At 60.9% G+C, this 19,007-nt stretch carries 14 protein-coding genes, 1 tRNA gene and 1 pseudogene; 1 reads left to right on the top strand and 15 read right to left on the bottom strand.

The genetic code is table 11. The features are described from left to right. The 4 genes from L630_RS0118915 to rpsL all read right to left on the bottom strand — a co-directional run. Positions 1–707: GTP-binding protein (locus L630_RS0118915; protein ID WP_024848752.1), on the bottom strand; the 707-nt coding region annotated here is incomplete at its 3' end. Between the two features lie 65 nt (positions 708–772). After that, positions 773–2,863 carry an elongation factor G gene (fusA, locus tag L630_RS0118910; RefSeq protein WP_024849768.1) on the bottom strand — a complete coding sequence of 697 codons (2,091 nt, stop codon included), beginning with the start codon at positions 2,861–2,863 and terminating at the stop codon, positions 773–775. Positions 2,864–2,890: 27 nt separating this feature from the next. Further along, a complete protein-coding gene (rpsG, locus tag L630_RS0118905) occupies positions 2,891–3,361 on the bottom strand; it encodes a 30S ribosomal protein S7 (RefSeq protein WP_024849767.1) in 471 nt (156 codons plus the stop codon). 59 nt (positions 3,362–3,420) lie between these two features. Next, entirely contained in the window at positions 3,421–3,792 is a 372-nt protein-coding gene (gene rpsL / locus L630_RS0118900; RefSeq protein ID WP_024849766.1) for a 30S ribosomal protein S12, read from the bottom strand. 463 nt (positions 3,793–4,255) lie between these two features. Between rpsL and L630_RS0118895 the strand changes: the two genes are divergently transcribed. After that, complete coding sequence (locus L630_RS0118895; RefSeq protein ID WP_024849765.1) at positions 4,256–4,537, top strand: transcriptional regulator; 282 nt, start codon at positions 4,256–4,258, stop codon at positions 4,535–4,537. Between the two features lie 156 nt (positions 4,538–4,693). Here the strand turns inward: L630_RS0118895 and L630_RS0118890 are convergent, their stop codons facing one another. The 11 genes and pseudogenes from L630_RS0118890 to tuf all read right to left on the bottom strand — a co-directional run. Beyond that, positions 4,694–5,770, bottom strand: a complete 1,077-nt coding sequence (locus tag L630_RS0118890) for a hypothetical protein (RefSeq protein ID WP_024849764.1) — start codon at positions 5,768–5,770, stop codon at positions 4,694–4,696. A 304-nt stretch (positions 5,771–6,074) separates the two neighbouring features. Beyond that, entirely contained in the window at positions 6,075–10,274 is a 4,200-nt protein-coding gene (gene rpoC, locus L630_RS0118885) for a DNA-directed RNA polymerase subunit beta' (protein WP_024849763.1), read from the bottom strand. Positions 10,275–10,398: 124 nt separating this feature from the next. After that, complete coding sequence (rpoB, locus tag L630_RS0118880) at positions 10,399–14,535, bottom strand: DNA-directed RNA polymerase subunit beta (protein WP_024849762.1); 4,137 nt, start codon at positions 14,533–14,535, stop codon at positions 10,399–10,401. A gap of 191 nt (positions 14,536–14,726) precedes the next feature. Further along, on the bottom strand, positions 14,727–15,104 hold the full coding sequence (rplL, locus tag L630_RS0118875) for a 50S ribosomal protein L7/L12 (RefSeq protein ID WP_024849761.1): 378 nt from the start codon (positions 15,102–15,104) through the stop codon (positions 14,727–14,729). 55 nt (positions 15,105–15,159) lie between these two features. Further along, positions 15,160–15,678: a 50S ribosomal protein L10 gene (rplJ, locus tag L630_RS0118870; protein WP_024849760.1), complete on the bottom strand. Its 519-nt coding sequence runs from the start codon at positions 15,676–15,678 to the stop codon at positions 15,160–15,162. Positions 15,679–16,014: 336 nt separating this feature from the next. Continuing rightward, entirely contained in the window at positions 16,015–16,716 is a 702-nt protein-coding gene (gene rplA / locus L630_RS0118865; RefSeq protein WP_024849759.1) for a 50S ribosomal protein L1, read from the bottom strand. A 4-nt stretch (positions 16,717–16,720) separates the two neighbouring features. After that, positions 16,721–17,149 carry a 50S ribosomal protein L11 gene (gene rplK, locus L630_RS0118860; RefSeq protein ID WP_024849758.1) on the bottom strand — a complete coding sequence of 143 codons (429 nt, stop codon included), beginning with the start codon at positions 17,147–17,149 and terminating at the stop codon, positions 16,721–16,723. 160 nt (positions 17,150–17,309) lie between these two features. Continuing rightward, complete coding sequence (gene nusG, locus L630_RS0118855; protein ID WP_024849757.1) at positions 17,310–17,849, bottom strand: transcription termination/antitermination protein NusG; 540 nt, start codon at positions 17,847–17,849, stop codon at positions 17,310–17,312. Between the two features lie 27 nt (positions 17,850–17,876). Continuing rightward, positions 17,877–18,080, bottom strand: a complete 204-nt coding sequence (secE, locus tag L630_RS0118850; protein ID WP_024849756.1) for a preprotein translocase subunit SecE — start codon at positions 18,078–18,080, stop codon at positions 17,877–17,879. Between the two features lie 292 nt (positions 18,081–18,372). Beyond that, positions 18,373–18,448: transfer RNA gene (locus L630_RS0118845), tRNA-Trp, on the bottom strand. Between the two features lie 262 nt (positions 18,449–18,710). Further along, positions 18,711–19,007, bottom strand: a pseudogene (tuf, locus tag L630_RS21835) (elongation factor Tu); the annotation flags it as partial.

Genomic DNA, 19,007 nt, shown 5'->3' with positions numbered 1-19,007 from the left:
ACCTTGACGATACCGCGCTCGACGCGGCCGGTCACGACGGTGCCGCGGCCCGAGATCGAGAACACGTCTTCGATCGGCATCAGGAACGGCTGGTCGATCGGACGCTCCGGGGTCGGGATGTACTCGTCAACCGCAGCCATCAGCTTNCGGATGGCGTCCTCGCCGATCTCCTTGTTGGAGTCCTCAAGAGCAGCAAGCGCCGAACCCGGAACGATCGGAATCTCGTCGCCCGGGAACTCGTANGACGACAGCAGCTCGCGGATCTCGAGCTCGACGAGCTCGAGCAGCTCCGGATCGTCGACCTGGTCGACCTTGTTCAGGAACACGACGATCGCCGGAACGCCAACCTGACGGGCGAGCAGGATGTGCTCGCGGGTCTGCGGCATCGGGCCGTCAGCAGCCGACACGACCAGGATCGCGCCGTCCATCTGCGCAGCACCGGTGATCATGTTCTTCACGTAGTCGGCGTGACCCGGGCAGTCGACGTGAGCGTAGTGGCGCGCCTCGGTCTCGTACTCGACGTGAGCCGTCGAGATGGTGATGCCGCGTGCCTTCTCTTCCGGCGCTGCGTCGATCTGGTCGTAAGCCTTGTACTCACCGAAGTACTTGGTGATCGCAGCCGTCGTCGACGTCTTGCCGTGGTCAACGTGACCAATCGTACCGATGTTCACATGCGGCTTCGTGCGCTCAAATTTACCTTTGGCCATGTGACTTCTCCATTCCTTGTTGCCTGTACAGGCAGTCGTTTCGGCTTATTGCGTCCGACGAGCGGTTACGCGTACTTCTTCTGGATTTCCTGTGCGACGGCGTTCGGAACCGGCTCGTAGTGGTCGAACAGCATCGTGTACTGTGCACGACCCTGAGACATCGAGCGCAGCGTGTCGACGTACTTGAACATGTTCGCGAGCGGCACCATGGCGTTGATAACCACGGCGATACCACGCGATTCCTGGCCCTGGATCTGACCGCGGCGACCGTTGATGTCACCGATGATCGAACCAACGTACTCTTCCGGCGTCACGACCTCGACCTTCATGATCGGCTCGAGGAGCTGAGCACCCGCCTTCTGCGCACCCTCACGGAATGCAGCACGAGCTGCGATTTCGAAGGCCAGAACCGACGAGTCGACGTCGTGGTAAGCACCATCGATCAGGGTCGCCTTCACGCCGAGCATCGGGAAGCCGGCGATCGGACCAGACGAGAGAACGCTCTCGATACCCTTCTGGACGCCCGGGATGTATTCCTTCGGAACGGAACCACCGACGATCTTGGACTCGAAGACGAAATCCTCACCATCCGGGTTCGGCTCGAAGACGATCTTGACGCGAGCGAACTGACCCGAACCACCAGACTGCTTCTTGTGGGTGTAGTCAACTTCGGCAACGCGGGTGATCGTCTCACGGTACGCAACCTGCGGAGCGCCGACATTCGCCTCGACCTTGAACTCGCGACGCATACGGTCGACGATGATGTCGAGGTGAAGTTCGCCCATGCCAGCGATGATCGTCTGGCCGCTCTCCTCGTCGGTTTTGACGCGGAAGGACGGATCCTCGGCTGCGAGACGGTTGAGCGCGAGGCCCATCTTCTCCTGGTCGCCCTTGGTCTTCGGCTCGATCGCAATCTGAATCACCGGCTCCGGGAATTCCATGCGCTCGAGGATGACCGGCTTCAGCGGGTCGCAGAGGGTGTCACCAGTGGTGGTCTCCTTGAGACCAGCCAGAGCGACGATGTCGCCGGCGTATGCCTCTTCGATGTCCTCACGCGAGTTCGAGTGCATCTGCAGCATGCGGCCGATGCGCTCGCGCTTGCCCTTGACCGTGTTCTCGAGCGAGACGCCCTTGGTGAGCTTGCCCGAGTAGATACGGCAGAAGGTCAGCGAGCCGACGAACGGGTCGTTCATGATCTTGAACGCCAGCATCGACAGCGGCTCGTCATCTGACGAAACGCGGGTGGTCTCGACCTCAGTCTTCGGGTCGATACCCTTGATGGCCGGGATGTCGTTCGGAGCTGGCAGGAAGTCGCAGACGGCGTCGAGAAGCGGCTGAACGCCCTTGTTCTTGAACGCGGTACCGCAAAGGACCGGGTGGAACTTGACTTCGATCGTGCCCTTACGGATCAGCGCGCGCAGCTCGTCATTCGACGGAAGCTCGCCTTCCAGGTAACGCTCGAGAGCAGCCTCGTCGACCTCAACAGCGGTCTCAATCAGCTTCTCGCGGTATTCCTCAGCCTTATCCTTCAGATCGGCCGGGATCTCGACGACGTCCCACTGGGCGCCGAGCGATTCGTCGCGCCAGATCAGCGCATTCATCTCGATGAGATCGACGACGCCAACGAAATCGCTCTCAGCGCCGATCGGCAGCTGAATTGCGAGCGGCACGGCACCAAGACGCGACTTGATCATGTCGAGGCAGCGGTAGAAGTCCGCGCCGATCTTGTCCATCTTGTTGCAGAAGATCATGCGCGGGACATGATACTTCTCAGCCTGACGCCAGACGGTTTCCGTCTGCGGCTCAACGCCTGCATTCGAGTCGAGAAGAGCAACGGCACCGTCAAGCACGCGAAGCGAGCGTTCGACCTCAATGGTGAAGTCGACGTGACCGGGCGTGTCGATGATGTTGAACCGGCGATTCTTGCCATCACGGCCCGTCCAGAAGGTGGTCGTGGCAGCAGAAGTGATCGTGATGCCGCGCTCCTGCTCCTGCTCCATCCAGTCCATGGTAGAGGCGCCGTCGTGCGTCTCACCCATCTTGTGGTTCTTGCCGGTGTAGTAAAGGATACGCTCAGTCGTGGTCGTCTTGCCGGCATCGATGTGAGCCATGATGCCGAAGTTACGATAGTCTTCGAGCTTAAATTCGCGGGCCATATGGGTGCCTCGTTCTCGTTCGCCGGATTACCAGCGGTAGTGCGCGAAGGCGCGGTTGGCCTCAGCCATCTTGTGCGTGTCTTCACGCTTCTTGACAGCGGTGCCGCGGTTGTTGGCAGCGTCCAGCAGCTCGCCGCACAGACGCTCGACCATAGTGGTCTCGTTGCGCTTGCGGGCGGCAGCAATCAGCCAGCGGATCGCCAGAGCCTGACGACGGTCAGAACGAACCTCGACCGGAACCTGGTAGGTCGCACCACCGACGCGGCGGGAGCGGACTTCCACGTGCGGCGCAACGTTGTCGAGCGCCTGATGGAAGAGAGCCAGCGGCTCCTGCTTCGCCTTCGCCTGAACCTGATCCAAGGCACCGTATACGATCGACTCAGCGACCGACTTCTTGCCATGGAGCATGATGGCGTTCATGAACTTGGTTACGACGAGATCACCGAACTTCGGATCCGGGTTGATTTCGCGCTTTTCTGCACTGTGGCGTCGGGACATGTTCTCTGTCTCTCAATCGTCGGCCTGGCTGTAACGGTTACGCCCGAGCCGGTAATCCCTTACTTCGGACGCTTCGCGCCGTACTTGGAGCGGCGCTGCTTGCGGTTCTTCACGCCCTGCGTGTCGAGCACACCGCGGATGATGTGGTAGCGAACGCCCGGAAGATCCTTCACGCGACCGCCGCGGATCATGACGACGGAGTGCTCCTGGAGGTTATGACCCTCACCCGGGATATAACCAATCACCTCGAAACCATTCACGAGGCGAATCTTTGCAACCTTCCGCAGCGCCGAGTTCGGCTTCTTCGGCGTCGTGGTGTAGACGCGCGTGCAAACGCCACGCTTCTGCGGGTTGGCCTGCATGGCCGGGACCTTGTTGCGCTTTACCGGCGCTTGGCGCGGCTTGCGGATCAGCTGGTTGACGGTAGGCATCAAACCTTCCTTCTTATCTCGAACCTGTGTCTCACGCCCCTTGCAGAGCCGTTTGAGCGCCCGTTCCATACAGGAATTCGGGCCAAAAACCACCCCGGTGGTCCCGCCCGAACAAACGCAGAGGAAGCGTGGACGCTTCGTGCAAGCCGGCAATGTAAAAGTCGCTCGTAAAACGAACCCTGTTTGAGGCGAACTTCAGAGCGCGGCGCTCCGAAAGAACAAGCCTCACATCGGCTCAGACGTTGCGGCTTCTACTCGCAACGCATCCTATCGTCAACCCCAAGAGCCCAACAATTGCGCGATCCCGGGGCCGAAGTCATTGCCAGCACCAGGTGCTGCAACAAAATTACCATATGAGCTGCGGGAAGGTCATAATAGACATCGTTGCCCGGTTGCACTGGTCAGACGGCGCGTGGGAAACATGTAAATCTGCCGCAGCCACCTTCATTTAGGGAATCACGACATGAATGACAATGAGGAACGACGCGTCACAATTATCGTCGGGCGCGTCTGGCGCAACAAGGGCGGTGATTCCGAGGGGGTTCACGTGCTGCTCCTGGCGCCTGATGACGACTCAGCCGTGCGACTCGCGCTCGAGGCGCTCGCACGCGAAGGCTATGCAGAAGCCGAGCTCGACCAGATCGGGGAGATGGAAGGCGCGCCTGACGAAGAGCCGCATCTCTCGGCTTGGCAGGGTGCGCTTGAGGGCGAAGTCTCCGTCATCACCTTTGAGGAAGAGCGCTAATGCGAAAAGGCCGCCTGACCCAGGGGCCACTGGGCAGGCGGCTAATGCGTTTGCGATCCCGTTAAGAAACCACAACCGTCGGGCTAGCCGGCCACGCGCGCAGCGCAAATGTCCTCCCAGCCCGAGTGAACATATAGCGTGTAATCGCTAAAATACCTACTCCCAAATGGGAGTCGGGTTTTCACTTCCTAAACCACCCACCGTGGTGGTGAATCCGGCAAGCCGCGCAATGAGTTCACCCTGACGGTGAGTCCCGGTTTTCTGGAATATCGCCTTCACCCGCTGCCGCACAGTGCCTTCGGTAACGCCCAGCATCGTTGAGGCCTCAACGATCGAATAGCCATTGAGCAGCAAGCCACAGAGCCTGCACTCGCCCGCAGACAACCCGTAGGCGGCACGCAGGCTCGCATCGTCGAGCGCCACGGCCCCACCCGCGAGTCGCTTCATCACGACCAGGGCAAGCGGCACTGGTGGCACCAGCAGACTCGCCTCGCTCGCGTGCGGATTCGGTGCCGCCGTCACGACCGCGCTGATCACATGCTGGCCGATAATGAAGGTCTCGGTCGCTTCCGGAATGACCCCGTCGAGCACCCGCTGGATCATGTCATCGAGCCGCTTCTGCGGCTGACATCCGCGGACCCCAAGGCGGTTGTCGGCGCAGGTGAGGACGCTGCCTTCCGCGAATGCCTTGGTTGCGCGGACATTGGCTTCTCGCACGCAGCGGTCACGGGTGACCAGCATCGCAGCGCCGTCGATATGCTCGATCAGGTGGCCAAGCCGCGACCTGCCCTCCAGCCGCTCGCCCAGGATATGCGCTGCCTGTACAGCTTCGCGGAAGGCTGTGCGCGTGCCTTCAAGGATCGCGGCCGCCGGCGCATCGTAGCCGAAGGCAGATGCGACCTCGTAGTTCCACGCAATGAAGATGGTCTTGCGCGGGTCCAGGTCGATGCGGACCCCTGCCCCCGCCTGGAGGTGCGGCTGGCGCGAGAGCCAGTCGCAATAGAATTCCGTATTGCTGAAGGTTCTTGATGGATAGTCGCGCTCGGTCACGCCGACCTTGCCAGACGGCAGATTCCCCCAATAGTCGAACCACGGATTTCGCTCGACATAGTAGGACACGTACGAGTCGAGATATTCCGGCTCTACGCCGGTGGCGAAGATGGCAGATACAGACGGTCGCGTCAGGTCGTAATTGACGATACTCGCGGCAGACCCCGGCAGGATCTTTGCCATTAAGCGGGTGACATCCTCCCAACCGGCGCGGCCCCACCCGACTTCGCGAATAATGCCATGAATTTCAGCTATTGATCGCCGAACAAAATCGTCGCTCTGAATGACCCTCTCCCCCCAATTCACTCCGCAGCGGGCACCGCGCAGTTCCCCCATCCCCGAATAACGTTCCGATAATCATAAGACAACTCAAGATTTTGCCGCCGGCGCTAAAGCAGACCCGGCAGGTGCCCACTTGCCCCTCCCCGGACAAAGAAAAAGGGCCGCCGGATCGCTCCGGCGGCCCCTTTCGAGATTGTTGCGACGATTATTCCGCAGCGCTGGTCATGTCGGTCAGCATCGGAGCAGCCATCTCCGCACCGGTCGACTTGCGGCGCTCGTCGAGAATGAGCTCGTCGCGCTGCATAGCGATGCGGCGGATCTGGTTCATCCGGCCACCCGTACCAGCAGGGATCAGGCGACCGACGATCACGTTCTCCTTCAGGCCCTGCAGCGTGTCGACCTTGCCGGCAACTGCAGCCTCGGTGAGGACGCGGGTCGTCTCCTGGAACGACGCAGCCGAGATGAACGACGGCGTCTGCAGCGATGCCTTGGTGATACCAAGCAGCACCGGCTGACCAACGGCCGGACGCTTGCCTTCCTCGATCAGACGATCGTTGATCTCGTCCAGCTCGATCACGTCGACATGGTCGCCCGGGATGTAGGTCGAGTCGCCCTGCTCCGTGATCTCCACCTTCTGCAGCATCTGGCGGACAATCACTTCGATGTGCTTGTCGTTAATCACCACGCCCTGCAGACGATAGACTTCCTGGATTTCGTTCACGAGGTAGGAAGCCAGAGCTTCCACGCCCTTGATCGCCAGGATGTCGTGCGGTGCCGGGTTGCCGTCGAGGATGTAGTCGCCCTTCTCGATGGTGTCGCCTTCCTGGAGATGGAACGGCTTGCCCTTCGGGATCAGGTATTCGACAGGCTCCAGCTGCTCGTCATGCGGCTCGATGACGATGCGGCGCTTGTTCTTGTAGTCGCGGCCGAAACGGACGGTACCATCGATCTCTGCGATGATGGCGTGGTCCTTCGGACGGCGAGCCTCGAACAGTTCCGCAACTCGCGGCAGACCACCGGTGATGTCCTTCGTCTTCGCGCTTTCCATCGGGATACGCGCAAGAACGTCACCCGGCTGCACGGTAGCACCCGGCTCGACCGACAGGATCGCCTCGACCGAGAGCATGTAGCGTGCGTCGCCGCCCTTGGACAGCTTCTGCGCCTTGCCCTTCTCGTCGGTGACGACGATTGCCGGCTTGAGTTCGGAACCACGCGGGGTCGAACGCCAGTCGATGACCTCGCGCTTGGTGATACCGGTTGCCTCGTCGGCCGTTTCCTGCACCGAGATACCGTCGACCAGGTCCTCGAAGGTGACGCGGCCGCCAACTTCGGTGAGCACCGGACGGGTGTACGGATCCCACTCGGCAATACGCTGACCGCGGCGGACCTTGTCGCCCTCGTCGATGTAGAGGCGCGAACCGTAGGTGACGCGGTGAACCGCACGCTCCTTGCCGCCCTCGTCGATGATGCAGACGGCCATGTTGCGGCCCATCACCACCAGGTGGCCTTCCGAATTGCGGACCACGTTGCGGTTGCGGATCGTCACAGTGCCTTCATACGACGCCTCGAGGAACGAGGTATCGACGACCTGCGCGGTACCACCCATGTGGAAGGTACGCATCGTCAGCTGCGTGCCCGGCTCACCGATCGACTGCGCCGCGATGACACCGACAGCCTCGCCAAGGTTGACCGGAGTACCGCGAGCAAGGTCACGGCCGTAGCAGACGGCGCAGACGCCGGTGCGAACCTCACAGGTGAGGGCCGAGCGGATGCGCAGCGACTGGATACCAGCCTTCTCGATCGCGTCGACGTCACGCTCCTCGATGAGCGTGCCAGCCTTGACGATGACCTCGCCCGAAACCGGGTGCAGGACGTCGTCGAGAGCCGTACGGCCGAGAACGCGCGAGCCGAGGGTCGCAACGACCTGACCGGCATCGACGATCGGCTGCATGGTGAGGCCCTTGTCGGTGCCGCAGTCCTTCTCGTTGACGATGCAGTCCTGAGCCACGTCGACCAGACGGCGGGTCAGGTAACCCGAGTTCGCCGTCTTCAGAGCGGTATCAGCAAGGCCCTTACGAGCGCCGTGGGTCGAGTTGAAGTACTCGAGCACGGTAAGGCCTTCCTTGAAGTTCGAGATGATCGGCGTCTCGATGATCTCGCCCGACGGCTTCGCCATCAGGCCGCGCATGCCGGCCAGCTGACGCATCTGCGTCGGCGAACCACGCGCACCCGAGTGCGACATCATGTAGATCGAGTTCATCGGCTTCTGGCGACCAGACTCCTGATCGAACTCGACCGCCTTGATGCGGGCCATCATTTCCTCGGCGACCTTCTCCGAGCACTTCGCCCAGGCATCGACCACCTTGTTGTACTTCTCGCCCTGAGTGATCAGACCGTCGTTGTACTGCTGCTCGTATTCCTTCACGAGAGCTTCAGTCTCGCTGACGAGCTTCAGCTTCGTGTCCGGAATGACCATGTCGTCCTTGCCGAACGAGATGCCGGCGCGGCAGGCATGAGCAAAGCCGAGGGCCATGATGCGGTCACAGAAGATGACGGTCTCCTTCTGGCCGCAGTGACGATAGACCGTGTCGATCATCTTGGAGATGTTCTTCTTGGTCATCTCCTGGTTGGCGATGTCGAACGGAATGCTCGGGTGCTTCGGCAGCAGCTCGCCGATGATCATACGGCCCGGGGTCGTCTCGTAGATCTTCGAAACAACGTTGCCGTCGGCATCGACGCCCTTGTAGCGGCCCTTGATCTTGGCGTGCAGCGTGACAGCCTTGGTCTCAAGCGCATGATGCAGCTCGCCCATGTCGGCGAACGCCATGCCCTCACCCGGCTCGTTCTGGTTCATGATCGAGAGGTAGTAGAGACCAAGCACCATGTCCTGCGACGGCACGATGATCGGTGCGCCGGAGGCCGGGTGCAGGATGTTGTTGGTGGACATCATCAGCACGCGGGCTTCCAGCTGCGCCTCGAGCGACAGCGGGACGTGGACAGCCATCTGGTCGCCGTCGAAGTCGGCGTTGAACGCCGTACAGACGAGCGGGTGCAGCTGGATGGCCTTGCCTTCGATCAGGGTCGGCTCAAACGCCTGGATACCCAGACGGTGCAGAGTCGGAGCGCGGTTCAGCAGAACCGGATGCTCGCGGATCACCTCGTCCAGAATATCCCAGACTTCCGGCTTCTCCTTCTCGACCAGCTTCTTCGCCTGCTTGACGGTCGACGAATAGCCCTTGGCGTCAAGGCGCGCATAGATGAACGGCTTGAAGAGCTCGAGAGCCATCTTCTTCGGCAGGCCGCACTGGTGCAGCTTGAGTTCCGGACCGGTCACGATGACCGAACGGCCCGAGTAGTCGACGCGCTTGCCGAGCAGGTTCTGACGGAAGCGGCCCTGCTTGCCCTTGAGCATGTCGGACAGCGACTTCAGCGGACGCTTGTTGGCGCCGGTGATGACGCGGCCGCGACGGCCGTTGTCGAACAGCGCATCGACAGCTTCCTGCAGCATGCGCTTTTCGTTGCGAATGATGATGCCCGGCGCGCGCAGCTCGATCAGCCGCTTCAGACGGTTGTTACGGTTGATGACGCGGCGGTACAGGTCGTTTAGGTCCGACGTCGCAAAGCGGCCGCCGTCGAGCGGAACGAGCGGGCGCAGATCCGGCGGGATGACCGGAATGATGCGCATGATCATCCACTCCGGGCGGTTGCCGGACTCAATGAAGTTTTCGACGACCTTGAGGCGCTTCAGGTACTTCTTCTGCTTGAGCTCAGACGTGGTGGTCGCGAGCTCGGTCCGCAGTTCGCCAGCGATCTTCTCAAGTTCCATCGCAGCGAGCAGCTCGTGGATCGCCTCCGCGCCGATCATGGCGGTGAAGGAATCCTCGCCGTACTCGTCGACGGCCATCATGTATTCTTCTTCCGAGAGGAGCTGGTGCTCCTTCAGCGGGGTCAGGCCCGGCTCGGTGACAATGTAGTTCTCGAAGTAGAGAACGCGCTCAATGTCCTTGAGCGTCATGTCAAGCAGGGTGCCGATGCGCGACGGCAGCGACTTCAAGAACCAGATGTGGGCGACAGGCGCAGCCAGCTCGATATGGCCCATGCGCTCGCGACGCACGCGCGAGAGGGTGACCTCAACGCCGCACTTCTCACAGATGACGCCCTTGTACTTCATGCGCTTGTACTTGCCGCAAAGGCATTCGTAGTCCTTGATCGGACCAAAGATACGCGCGCAGAAAAGACCGTCACGCTCTGGCTTGAACGTACGGTAATTGATCGTCTCCGGCTTCTTGATCTCGCCGAAGGACCAGGACTGAATCTTCTCGGGGCTGGCGAGCGAGATCCGGATGGAATCGAACGTCTGCGCCGGAGCCTGAGGGTTGAAGAGATTCATGACCTCTTGGTTCATGCCGTTCTCCTTATCGGGGCTTCGCCCCTCAACTGATTAAGCAGCAACGGCAAGGGCCGCATCGTCGCCGCTTCATGTCTGCGGCGCCGCGGGGCCTTAGCCCCGCAGCGCGAATTGTGACGCCTTATTCGGCAGCGTCCGGGAGACGGTTCTGAGCCGGGTCGTACAGAGAGTTCTGCAGCTCGACGTTGAGGCCCAGAGAACGCATTTCCTTGACGAGAACGTTGAAGCTCTCCGGAATGCCAGCCTCGAAAGTGTCGTCGCCGCGAACAATCGCCTCGTAGACCTTCGTACGACCTGCCACGTCGTCCGATTTGACCGTCAGCATTTCCTGCAGCGTGTAGGCTGCACCGTATGCCTCAAGTGCCCACACCTCCATTTCACCGAAGCGCTGGCCACCGAACTGGGCCTTACCGCCAAGAGGCTGCTGGGTAACCAGCGAGTAAGGACCGATCGAACGCGCGTGGATCTTGTCGTCCACGAGGTGGTGCAGCTTCAGCATGTAGATGTAGCCGACAGTGACCCTGCGGTCGAACGGCTCGCCGGTACGGCCATCATAGAGCGTCGACTGGCCACTGGTCGCGAGACCGGCCTGCGTCAGCATCTGGTTGATGTCCGCCTCGTTGGCGCCGTCGAACACCGGCGTCGCGATCGAGACACCGCGCTTCATCTGGTCTGCAAGACGAACGATCGAGTCGTCATCATAGTTCCGGACCGGCTCGTTGCGGTCGTTCTCCGGGATGACGCTGTAGATCGTCTCACGCAGCGGATCGATTTCACCGCCCGTCTTGTAGGCTTCGAGAAGCTGCCCGATCTTCTTGCCCATGCCGGCGCAAGCCCAACCGAGATGCGTCTCCAGAATCTGGCCGACGTTCATGCGCGAAGGCACGCCCAGCGGGTTCAGCACGATGTCCACGTTCGTACCGTCTTCGAGGAACGGCATGTCCTCGACCGGAACGATGCGCGACACGACACCCTTGTTGCCGTGACGGCCGGCCATCTTGTCGCCCGGCTGCATCTTGCGCTTCACAGCCACGAAGACCTTGACCATCTTCATGACGCCCGGAGGCATCTCGTCGCCACGCTGGACTTTTTCGACCTTGTCCATGAAGCGCTGCTCGAGCGCCTTTTTGGAGTCGTCGTACTGTCCACGCAGGGCCTCGAGCTCGCTCTGGAGCTTCTCGTCCTCGACGGCGAACTGCCACCACTGCGAACGCGGGTAATCGACGAGGGCCTCGCGGGTCAGGACAGTGCCCTTCTTGAAGCCCTTCGGCCCCGCAATCGCTTCCTTGCCGGTCAGCATGTCTGCCAGGCGCGCGTAGACGTTGCGATCCAGGATCGCCTGCTCGTCGTCACGGTCCTTGGCGAGACGCTCGATCTCCTCGCGCTCGATCGCCATGGCGCGTTCGTCCTTCTCCACGCCGTGGCGGTTGAAGACGCGAACTTCCACAACAGTACCGTAAGCCCCGGGCGGCATGCGCATGGAGGTGTCACGGACATCCGAAGCCTTTTCACCGAAGATGGCGCGCAGAAGCTTCTCTTCCGGCGTCATCGGGCTCTCGCCCTTCGGGGTGATCTTGCCGACGAGAATGTCGCCCGGCTGGACCTCGGCACCGATGTAGCAGATGCCGGCTTCGTCGAGGTTCTTCAGCGCTTCTTCCGAAACGTTCGGAATGTCGCGCGTGATTTCCTCAGGCCCGAGCTTGGTGTCGCGGGCCATGACCTCGTACTCCTCGATGTGGATCGAGGTGAAGACGTCATCGGCAACGATGCGCTCGGACAGGAGGATCGAGTCCTCGTAGTTGTAGCCGTTCCACGGCATGAACGCGACGAGCACGTTGCGGCCGAGAGCGAGGTCACCGAGGTCGGTCGACGGACCGTCAGCGATGATGTCGCCCTTGTTGATGATGTCACCGACGCGGACCAGAGGACGCTGGTTGATGCAGGTCGACTGGTTCGAACGCTGGAACTTCATCAGGCGGTAGATGTCGACGCCCGACTTGCCCGGATCGAGGTCTTCCGTCGCGCGGATAACGATACGGGTCGCGTCGACCTGGTCAACGATACCGCCGCGGCGGGCCGCGATCGCAGCACCTGAGTCACGAGCAACGACCGGCTCCATGCCGGTGCCGACGAACGGAGCCTCGGCGCGCACCAGCGGCACGGCCTGACGCTGCATGTTCGAGCCCATCAGAGCGCGGTTCGCGTCGTCGTTCTCGAGGAACGGGATGAGCGCGGCAGCAACCGACACCATCTGCTTCGGCGACACGTCCATGAGGTCGACGTTCTCGCGCGGCGTCATCATGACTTCGCCGGCGTGACGGCAGATCACGAACTCTTCGACGAAACGGCCTTCCTCATCGAGCTCAGCGTTGGCCTGCGCAACGTAGTGCTTGGCCTCTTCCATAGCCGAAAGGTAGACCACCTCGTTGGTGATCTTGCTGTCGACGACCTTGCGGTACGGCGCTTCGATGAAGCCGTACTTGTTGACGCGTGCGAAGGTCGCAAGGCTGTTAATCAGACCGATGTTCGGGCCTTCCGGCGTCTCAATCGGGCAGATACGGCCGTAGTGCGTCGGATGCACGTCGCGGACTTCGAAGCCGGCGCGCTCACGGGTCAGACCGCCAGGTCCGAGTGCCGAGAGACGACGCTTGTGCGTGATCTCGGACAGCGGGTTGGTCTGGTCCATGAACTGCGACAGCTGCGAGGAACCGAAGAACTCGCGCACGGCGGCTGCCGCCGGCTTCGCGTTGATCAGGTCCTGCGGCATGACCGTGTCGATCTCGATCGAGGACATACGCTCCTTGATCGCGCGCTCCATGCGGAGCAGGCCGACGCGGTACTGGTTCTCCATCAGCTCGCCGACCGAACGCACACGGCGGTTGCCGAGGTTGTCGATGTCGTCGATCTCGCCCTTGCCGTCGCGCAGCTCGACCAGGGTCTTGACCACGGCGAGGATGTCGTCCTTGCGCAGGACGCGGACTGTGTCTGGGCAATCCAGCTCAAGACGCATGTTCATCTTCACGCGGCCCACGGCCGAGAGGTCGTAGCGCTCCGCGTCGAAGAACAGCGAGTTGAACATCGCCTCGGCGGTCTCGAGGGTTGGCGGCTCGCCCGGGCGCATCACGCGATAGATGTCGAACAGAGCGTCCTGACGGCTCTGGTTCTTGTCGATCGCGAGCGTGTTGCGGATGTAGCCGCCGACATTGACGTGGTCGATGTCGAGGATCTTGATCTCTTCCTGACCGGCGTCGAGCAGGACCTTCAGCGACTTCTCATCGATCTCGTCACCGGCTTCGAGATAGATCTCGCCGGTGGCGTAGTTGACGACGTCCTCGGCGAGGTACGAGCCGAACAGGTCGTCCTCGGTCGCCTTGATCGCCTTGAGGCCCTTCTCGGCCAGTTGCTTAGCCTGGCGCGCGGTGATCTTGCGGCCAGCCTCGACCACGATCTCGCCGGTGTCGGCGTCGATCAGGTCGTTGACGACCTTCATGCCACGGAAGCGGTCCGGGCTGTACGGAATGCGCCAGTGATCGCCGTCCTTCAGGTAGGTCAGCGTCTGGTAGAACGTGGAGAGGATTTCCTCCGCATCCATGCCGAGCGCCATGAGAAGGCTGGTGACCGGGATCTTGCGGCGGCGATCGATACGGGCGTGGACGATATCCTTCGAGTCGAACTCGATGTCGAGCCACGAACCGCGGTACGGGATGACGCGCGCGGCAAACAGCAGCTTGCCAGACGAGTGCGTCTTGCCCTTGTCGTGGTCGAAGAACACGCCCGGCGAGCGGTGCATCTGCGAAACGATGACGCGCTCGGTACCGTTGATGATGAAGGTGCCGTTGTCCGTCATGAGCGGCATGTCGCCCATGTAGACGTCCTGCTCCTTGATGTCCTTGATGGACTTGGCGCCGGTGTCTTCATCGATGTCGAAGACGATGAGGCGCAGCGTAACCTTCAGAGGAGCGGCAAAGGTAAGATCACGCTGACGGCATTCATCGACGTCGAACTTCGGTGCCTCGAACTCGTACTTGACGAATTCGAGCATCGACGCGCCCGAGAAGTCGGAGATCGGGAATACGGACTTGAAAACCGCCTGAAGTCCCTCGTCAGGACGACCGCCTTCCGGCTCGTCGACCATGAGGAACTGGTCATAAGATGCCTTCTGAACCTCGATCAGGTTCGGCATCTCCGCAACTTCGGGGATTTTCCCGAAGTATTTGCGTACACGCCTGCGACCATTGAACGTGTGGGTCTGGGCCATCGTCGCTCCTTGCTGCCTTACGGCTTAGTAATGGCTTACGCCGCCGCACCTGCTGACCGCGAACATGCGCGGTCTAATCAAAACGGGTAAAAACCCGTTTCCTGAAGGCCGTTTTCCGGCCCACAGGAAAGAGGTTTTCCTTACACAACACGCAGGGCCGGCCGGATATCCGGCCAGCCCCACGGTCTGAATTACTTCAGCTCGACCTTGGCGCCAGCTGCTTCCAGCACGCCCTTGATCTTCTCGGCCTCGTCCTTGGCGACGCCTTCCTTGACCGGCTTCGGAGCGCCTTCGACCAGGTCCTTGGCTTCCTTGAGGCCCAGGCCGGTGATCGCGCGGACTTCCTTGATCACGTTGATCTTCTGAGCGCCGGCGTCAGCGAGGATGACGTCGAACTCGGTCTTCTCCTCAGCAGCCTCAGCCGGAGCAGCAGCGCCAGCAACGGCAGCAACAGCAACCGGAGCAGCAGCCGAAACGCCCCACTTCTCTTCGAGCATCTTCGAGAGCTCAGCAGCCTCGAGGACGGTCAGGGCCGACAGGTCTTCAACGATCTTGGCGAGATCAGCCATTTTAGTTTTCCTTCAAAAAGTTCGAACAGGTGTTGTTGTGTTGTAAGAAACAGCCTTACGCTGCCTCGTCCTTCCGCGAGTACGCGCCGAAAACGCGGGCAAGATTTCCTGCCGGTGCGTTGACGACTGCTGCGATCCGGGTTGCCGGCGTCTGAATCATGCCGACAAGCTTTGCCCTGAGCTCGTCCAGCGACGGCATGGTGGCGAGAGCCTTCACACCATCGGCATTGAGCACGGTCGAGCCCATTGCGCCGCCGAGAATGACGAGCTTGTCATTCGTCTTGGCGAATTCGGCTGCGACCTTCGGAGCAGCGACCGGATCGTCCGCATAGGCGATGAGGGTCTGTCCCTTGAACAGATCCTTCATGCCTTCGGATTCGGTACCCTGAAGAGCGATAACGGCGAGGCGGTTCTTCGCGACTTTGACGGTGCCGCCCGCAGCGCGCATTTTCGAGCGAAGCTCGTTCATGTTCGCGACGGTCAGACCGGCATAGTGGGCCACGACGACCGAACCCGTGCTCTTGAACACGTCGTTCAGGGCCGTGACGAATTCGCGCTTTTCCGCTCTATCCACTGCCTATCTCCAGTTGATGATCTCCCTGCAGGGCGATCATCGGGTTGCCTTTTGTCGCCAGGGACGTCTTCCTTGCGGGAACACGCCCGAGCGACGCTCGAGGGTTCCTGTCCCCTTTCTCCCACCGGCAAGCCGGCGAATGGACAAAAGGCCAACACGGTTCGAACTTCATGCGGGGCACTCACCCCGAAATCCGCTCTTACCCGTCTCATGCAGACCCAGATGGATTAAGGCCCGGCGAACCAGACCGCCTGCAATCTCGGACAGGAATGACACCGGAAAACCGGTGCCGTATCCGGTCCCCGCGAACGGGAACCGGAATTCTTTACACGTAGCTTAGGCTACGGTGAGGCTCGACAGGTCGACCTTGAGGCCCGGACCCATCGTCGACGAAAGGGCGACGCGCTTGACGTAGTTGCCCTTGGCACCCGTCGGCTTCGCCTTGATCACTGCGTCAGCGAAAGCACGGACGTTCTCTTCCAGCGCTTTGGTGTCGAAGGAGACCTTGCCAACGCCAGCGTGGACGATACCGGCCTTCTCGACGCGGAACTCGACGGCGCCACCCTTGGAAGCCTTGACCGCCCCAGCGACATCCGGGGTCACGGTGCCGACCTTCGGGTTCGGCATCATGCCACGCGGGCCGAGGACCTTACCGAGACGGCCGACGAGCGGCATCATGTCCGGGGTCGCAATGCAGCGATCGAAGTTGATCTCGCCCTTCTGGACGATCTCGACCAGGTCTTCTGCACCGACGATGTCGGCGCCAGCAGCCTTAGCCTCTTCAGCCTTGTCGCCACGAGCGAACACGGCGACTCGAACGTTGCGGCCGGTGCCGTTCGGCAGATTGACGACGCCACGAACCATCTGGTCGGCATGACGCGGGTCAACGCCGAGATTCATCGCGACCTCAACGGTCTCGTCGAACTTGGCCGATGCACGGTCCTTCAGAAGCTGGATGGCTTCGGAAAGATCGTACAGCTTGTCGAAATCCAAACCTTCGCGCGCCTTCGAAACGCGCTTTGCAATCTTCTTCGCCATCGTATCAGCCCACCACTTCCAGGCCCATCGAGCGAGCGGAACCTTCCACCATGCGCATGGCGGCTTCCACGTCGTTCGCGTTCAGGTCCTTCATCTTCGCTTCGGCAATCTCACGGATCTTATCGCGCGAGATCGAGCCTGCGGACACCTTGCCCGGAGTCTTCGAGCCGGACTTCAGGTTGGCGTGCTTCTTCAGGAAGTACGTCACCGGCGGCGTCTTCATGACGAAGGTGAACGACTTGTCCTGGTAGTAGGTAATCACGACCGGAGTCGGCTGACCCTTCTCAACATCCTGGGTCGCGGCGTTGAACGCCTTGCAGAACTCCATGATGTTGATGCCACGCTGACCAAGCGCCGGACCAATCGGGGGCGACGGCGTAGCCGAACCCGCTGGCACCTGAAGCTTGAGCTGGCCTGCAATCTTCTTAGCCATTTCTCATCTGCCTTTGACTTGTGCCGACCATCCCCAGATGCCCGGCGGTTGCAGTTGGTGGTGCGGAAGAAAATGGCCGGCTAAAGCCACCCGACCTCCCACCATACTCAGAGATGACCGGAGCCACCTCACCTCCCCGTCATGCGGGGAGGATTCTTCGTCAGACCTTTTCGACCTGACCGAATTCGAGATCAACCGGAACAGCACGGCCAAAGATCGACACCTCGACCTTAAGGCGCGAACGCTCCTCGTCGACTTCCTGAACGAAGCCACTGAACGACGCGAACGGACCGTCGGAAACACGAACCGTCTCGCCGATCTCGAAAGTGATCGACGGCTTCGGACGCTCGACGCCCTCCTGCACCTGGTGCAGGATCTGCAGCGCTTCCTTCTCCGAAATCGGAACCGGCTTCGCTGTGCGCGGATCCTCACCAAGGAAGCCCGTCACGCGCGGCGTATTCTTCACGAGGCTGATCACCTGGTCATTCAGGTGCGCCTTCATCAGAACGTACCCCGGGAAGAACTTACGCTCCGCATCAACCTTCTTGCCACGACGGATCTCGACGACCTTCTCCGTGGGCACGACAATCTGCTCGATCAGGTCGGAAATACCCTTCTGGCGAGCCTTGTTCTCAATATCCTCAGCGACCTTCTTTTCGAAGTTCGAATAAGCGTGAACGATGTACCACCGCGCGGTCATAATCAATTTTCCCCGTAGTCGACGGCGCTAGCGCCCGATGCCCAGAATCAATTCGATGGCCAGAGCCATCAACTGGTCGGACGCGAAAAAGAACAGCGCAGCAATACAGGCGAAGACCATCACCATGATCGTGGAGATCATCGTCTCACGCCGGGTGGGCCACGTCACCTTTGCGGTCTCGGTACGAACCTGCTGAAGGAAGACGAAGGGATTGGTGGTTTTTGACGCCATCTGCCGCTCTTTTTATGTACCCCGAAGATCCGGAGCGTGAAACCCTTCACACAACCCGCCGCCGTACCGCGGAGACTGCGTACGCTCAACCGAATCGATGTCTGAGACACTGAGTTCTAGACATGCAATTCGGGCGCGTAAAGCCTGATCTCAGCTCCACGCGCCTTGCGTTGTCGGCTGCATATAGAACCGATTTACGAGCGACGCAAGTCCTAACGGATCACTCATTTCGTGAACTGACATCCCGCCCTGTGAACAAGCCGGACAGCGCTCTGGAGATGTAGAAGTAAAATGGCAGGGGCAGCAGGGCTCGAACCCGCGACCTGCGGTTTTGGAGACCGCCGCTCTACCAACTGAGCTATACCCCTGCACCGGTTGGTGGGTGCCTTCTATGTCGACTCTCGCCGCTATGCAAGAGCCCAAAACGCGCTTCCGCACTGTTTTATAACTTTTTTCTCTGCACAAAACTGGGGTAGCCCGCAGCGTGTTTCAAGGCCGCCGGCACGGACCGCCCTGCCCCGTCTCGCAATGACGGCACGTCCGCCCCCCCCAGAAGCGAATCCCCAGGCAAAAAAAAGAACGGGCAGCCGAAGCTGCCCGTCCGATCCGATTCGCATGAAGCGAAAGGTCTTACTCGATGATCGCGGCGACGATGCCGGCGCCGACGGTGCGGCCGCCTTCACGGATAGCGAAGCGCAGGCGCTCTTCCATCGCGATCGGAACGATCAGCTCGACGTCAACGGTGATGTTGTCGCCCGGCATGACCATCTCNGTGCCTTCCGGCAGCTTGATGATGCCGGTCACGTCGGTCGTGCGGAAGTAGAACTGCGGACGGTAGTTCGTGAAGAACGGGGTGTGACGGCCGCCCTCTTCCTTGGTGAGGATGTAAGCCTCAGCCTTGAACTTGGTGTGCGGCTTCACCGAACC

It is taken from the genome of Aminobacter sp. J41, assembly GCF_000526635.1.
Lineage (GTDB): Bacteria > Pseudomonadota > Alphaproteobacteria > Rhizobiales > Rhizobiaceae > Aerobium.
This window is presented reverse-complemented; position numbering and strand designations above follow the sequence as displayed.

Excerpts from the sequence above, each read along its gene's own strand:
- L630_RS0118890 (WP_024849764.1), bottom strand. The coding sequence starts at position 5,770 with ATGGCAAAGATCCTGCCGGGGTCTGCCGCGAGTATCGTCAATTACGAC.
- rplA (WP_024849759.1), bottom strand. The coding sequence starts at position 16,716 with ATGGCGAAGAAGATTGCAAAGCGCGTTTCGAAGGCGCGCGAAGGTTTG.
- rpsL (WP_024849766.1), bottom strand. The coding sequence starts at position 3,792 with ATGCCTACCGTCAACCAGCTGATCCGCAAGCCGCGCCAAGCGCCGGTA.
- fusA (WP_024849768.1), bottom strand. The coding sequence starts at position 2,863 with ATGGCCCGCGAATTTAAGCTCGAAGACTATCGTAACTTCGGCATCATG.
- rpoB (WP_024849762.1), bottom strand. The coding sequence starts at position 14,535 with ATGGCCCAGACCCACACGTTCAATGGTCGCAGGCGTGTACGCAAATAC.
- nusG (WP_024849757.1), bottom strand. The coding sequence starts at position 17,849 with ATGACCGCGCGGTGGTACATCGTTCACGCTTATTCGAACTTCGAAAAG.
- L630_RS0118895 (WP_024849765.1), top strand. The coding sequence starts at position 4,256 with ATGAATGACAATGAGGAACGACGCGTCACAATTATCGTCGGGCGCGTC.
- rplL (WP_024849761.1), bottom strand. The coding sequence starts at position 15,104 with ATGGCTGATCTCGCCAAGATCGTTGAAGACCTGTCGGCCCTGACCGTC.
- rplK (WP_024849758.1), bottom strand. The coding sequence starts at position 17,149 with ATGGCTAAGAAGATTGCAGGCCAGCTCAAGCTTCAGGTGCCAGCGGGT.
- rpoC (WP_024849763.1), bottom strand. The coding sequence starts at position 10,274 with ATGAACCAAGAGGTCATGAATCTCTTCAACCCTCAGGCTCCGGCGCAG.
- secE (WP_024849756.1), bottom strand. The coding sequence starts at position 18,080 with ATGGCGTCAAAAACCACCAATCCCTTCGTCTTCCTTCAGCAGGTTCGT.
- rpsG (WP_024849767.1), bottom strand. The coding sequence starts at position 3,361 with ATGTCCCGACGCCACAGTGCAGAAAAGCGCGAAATCAACCCGGATCCG.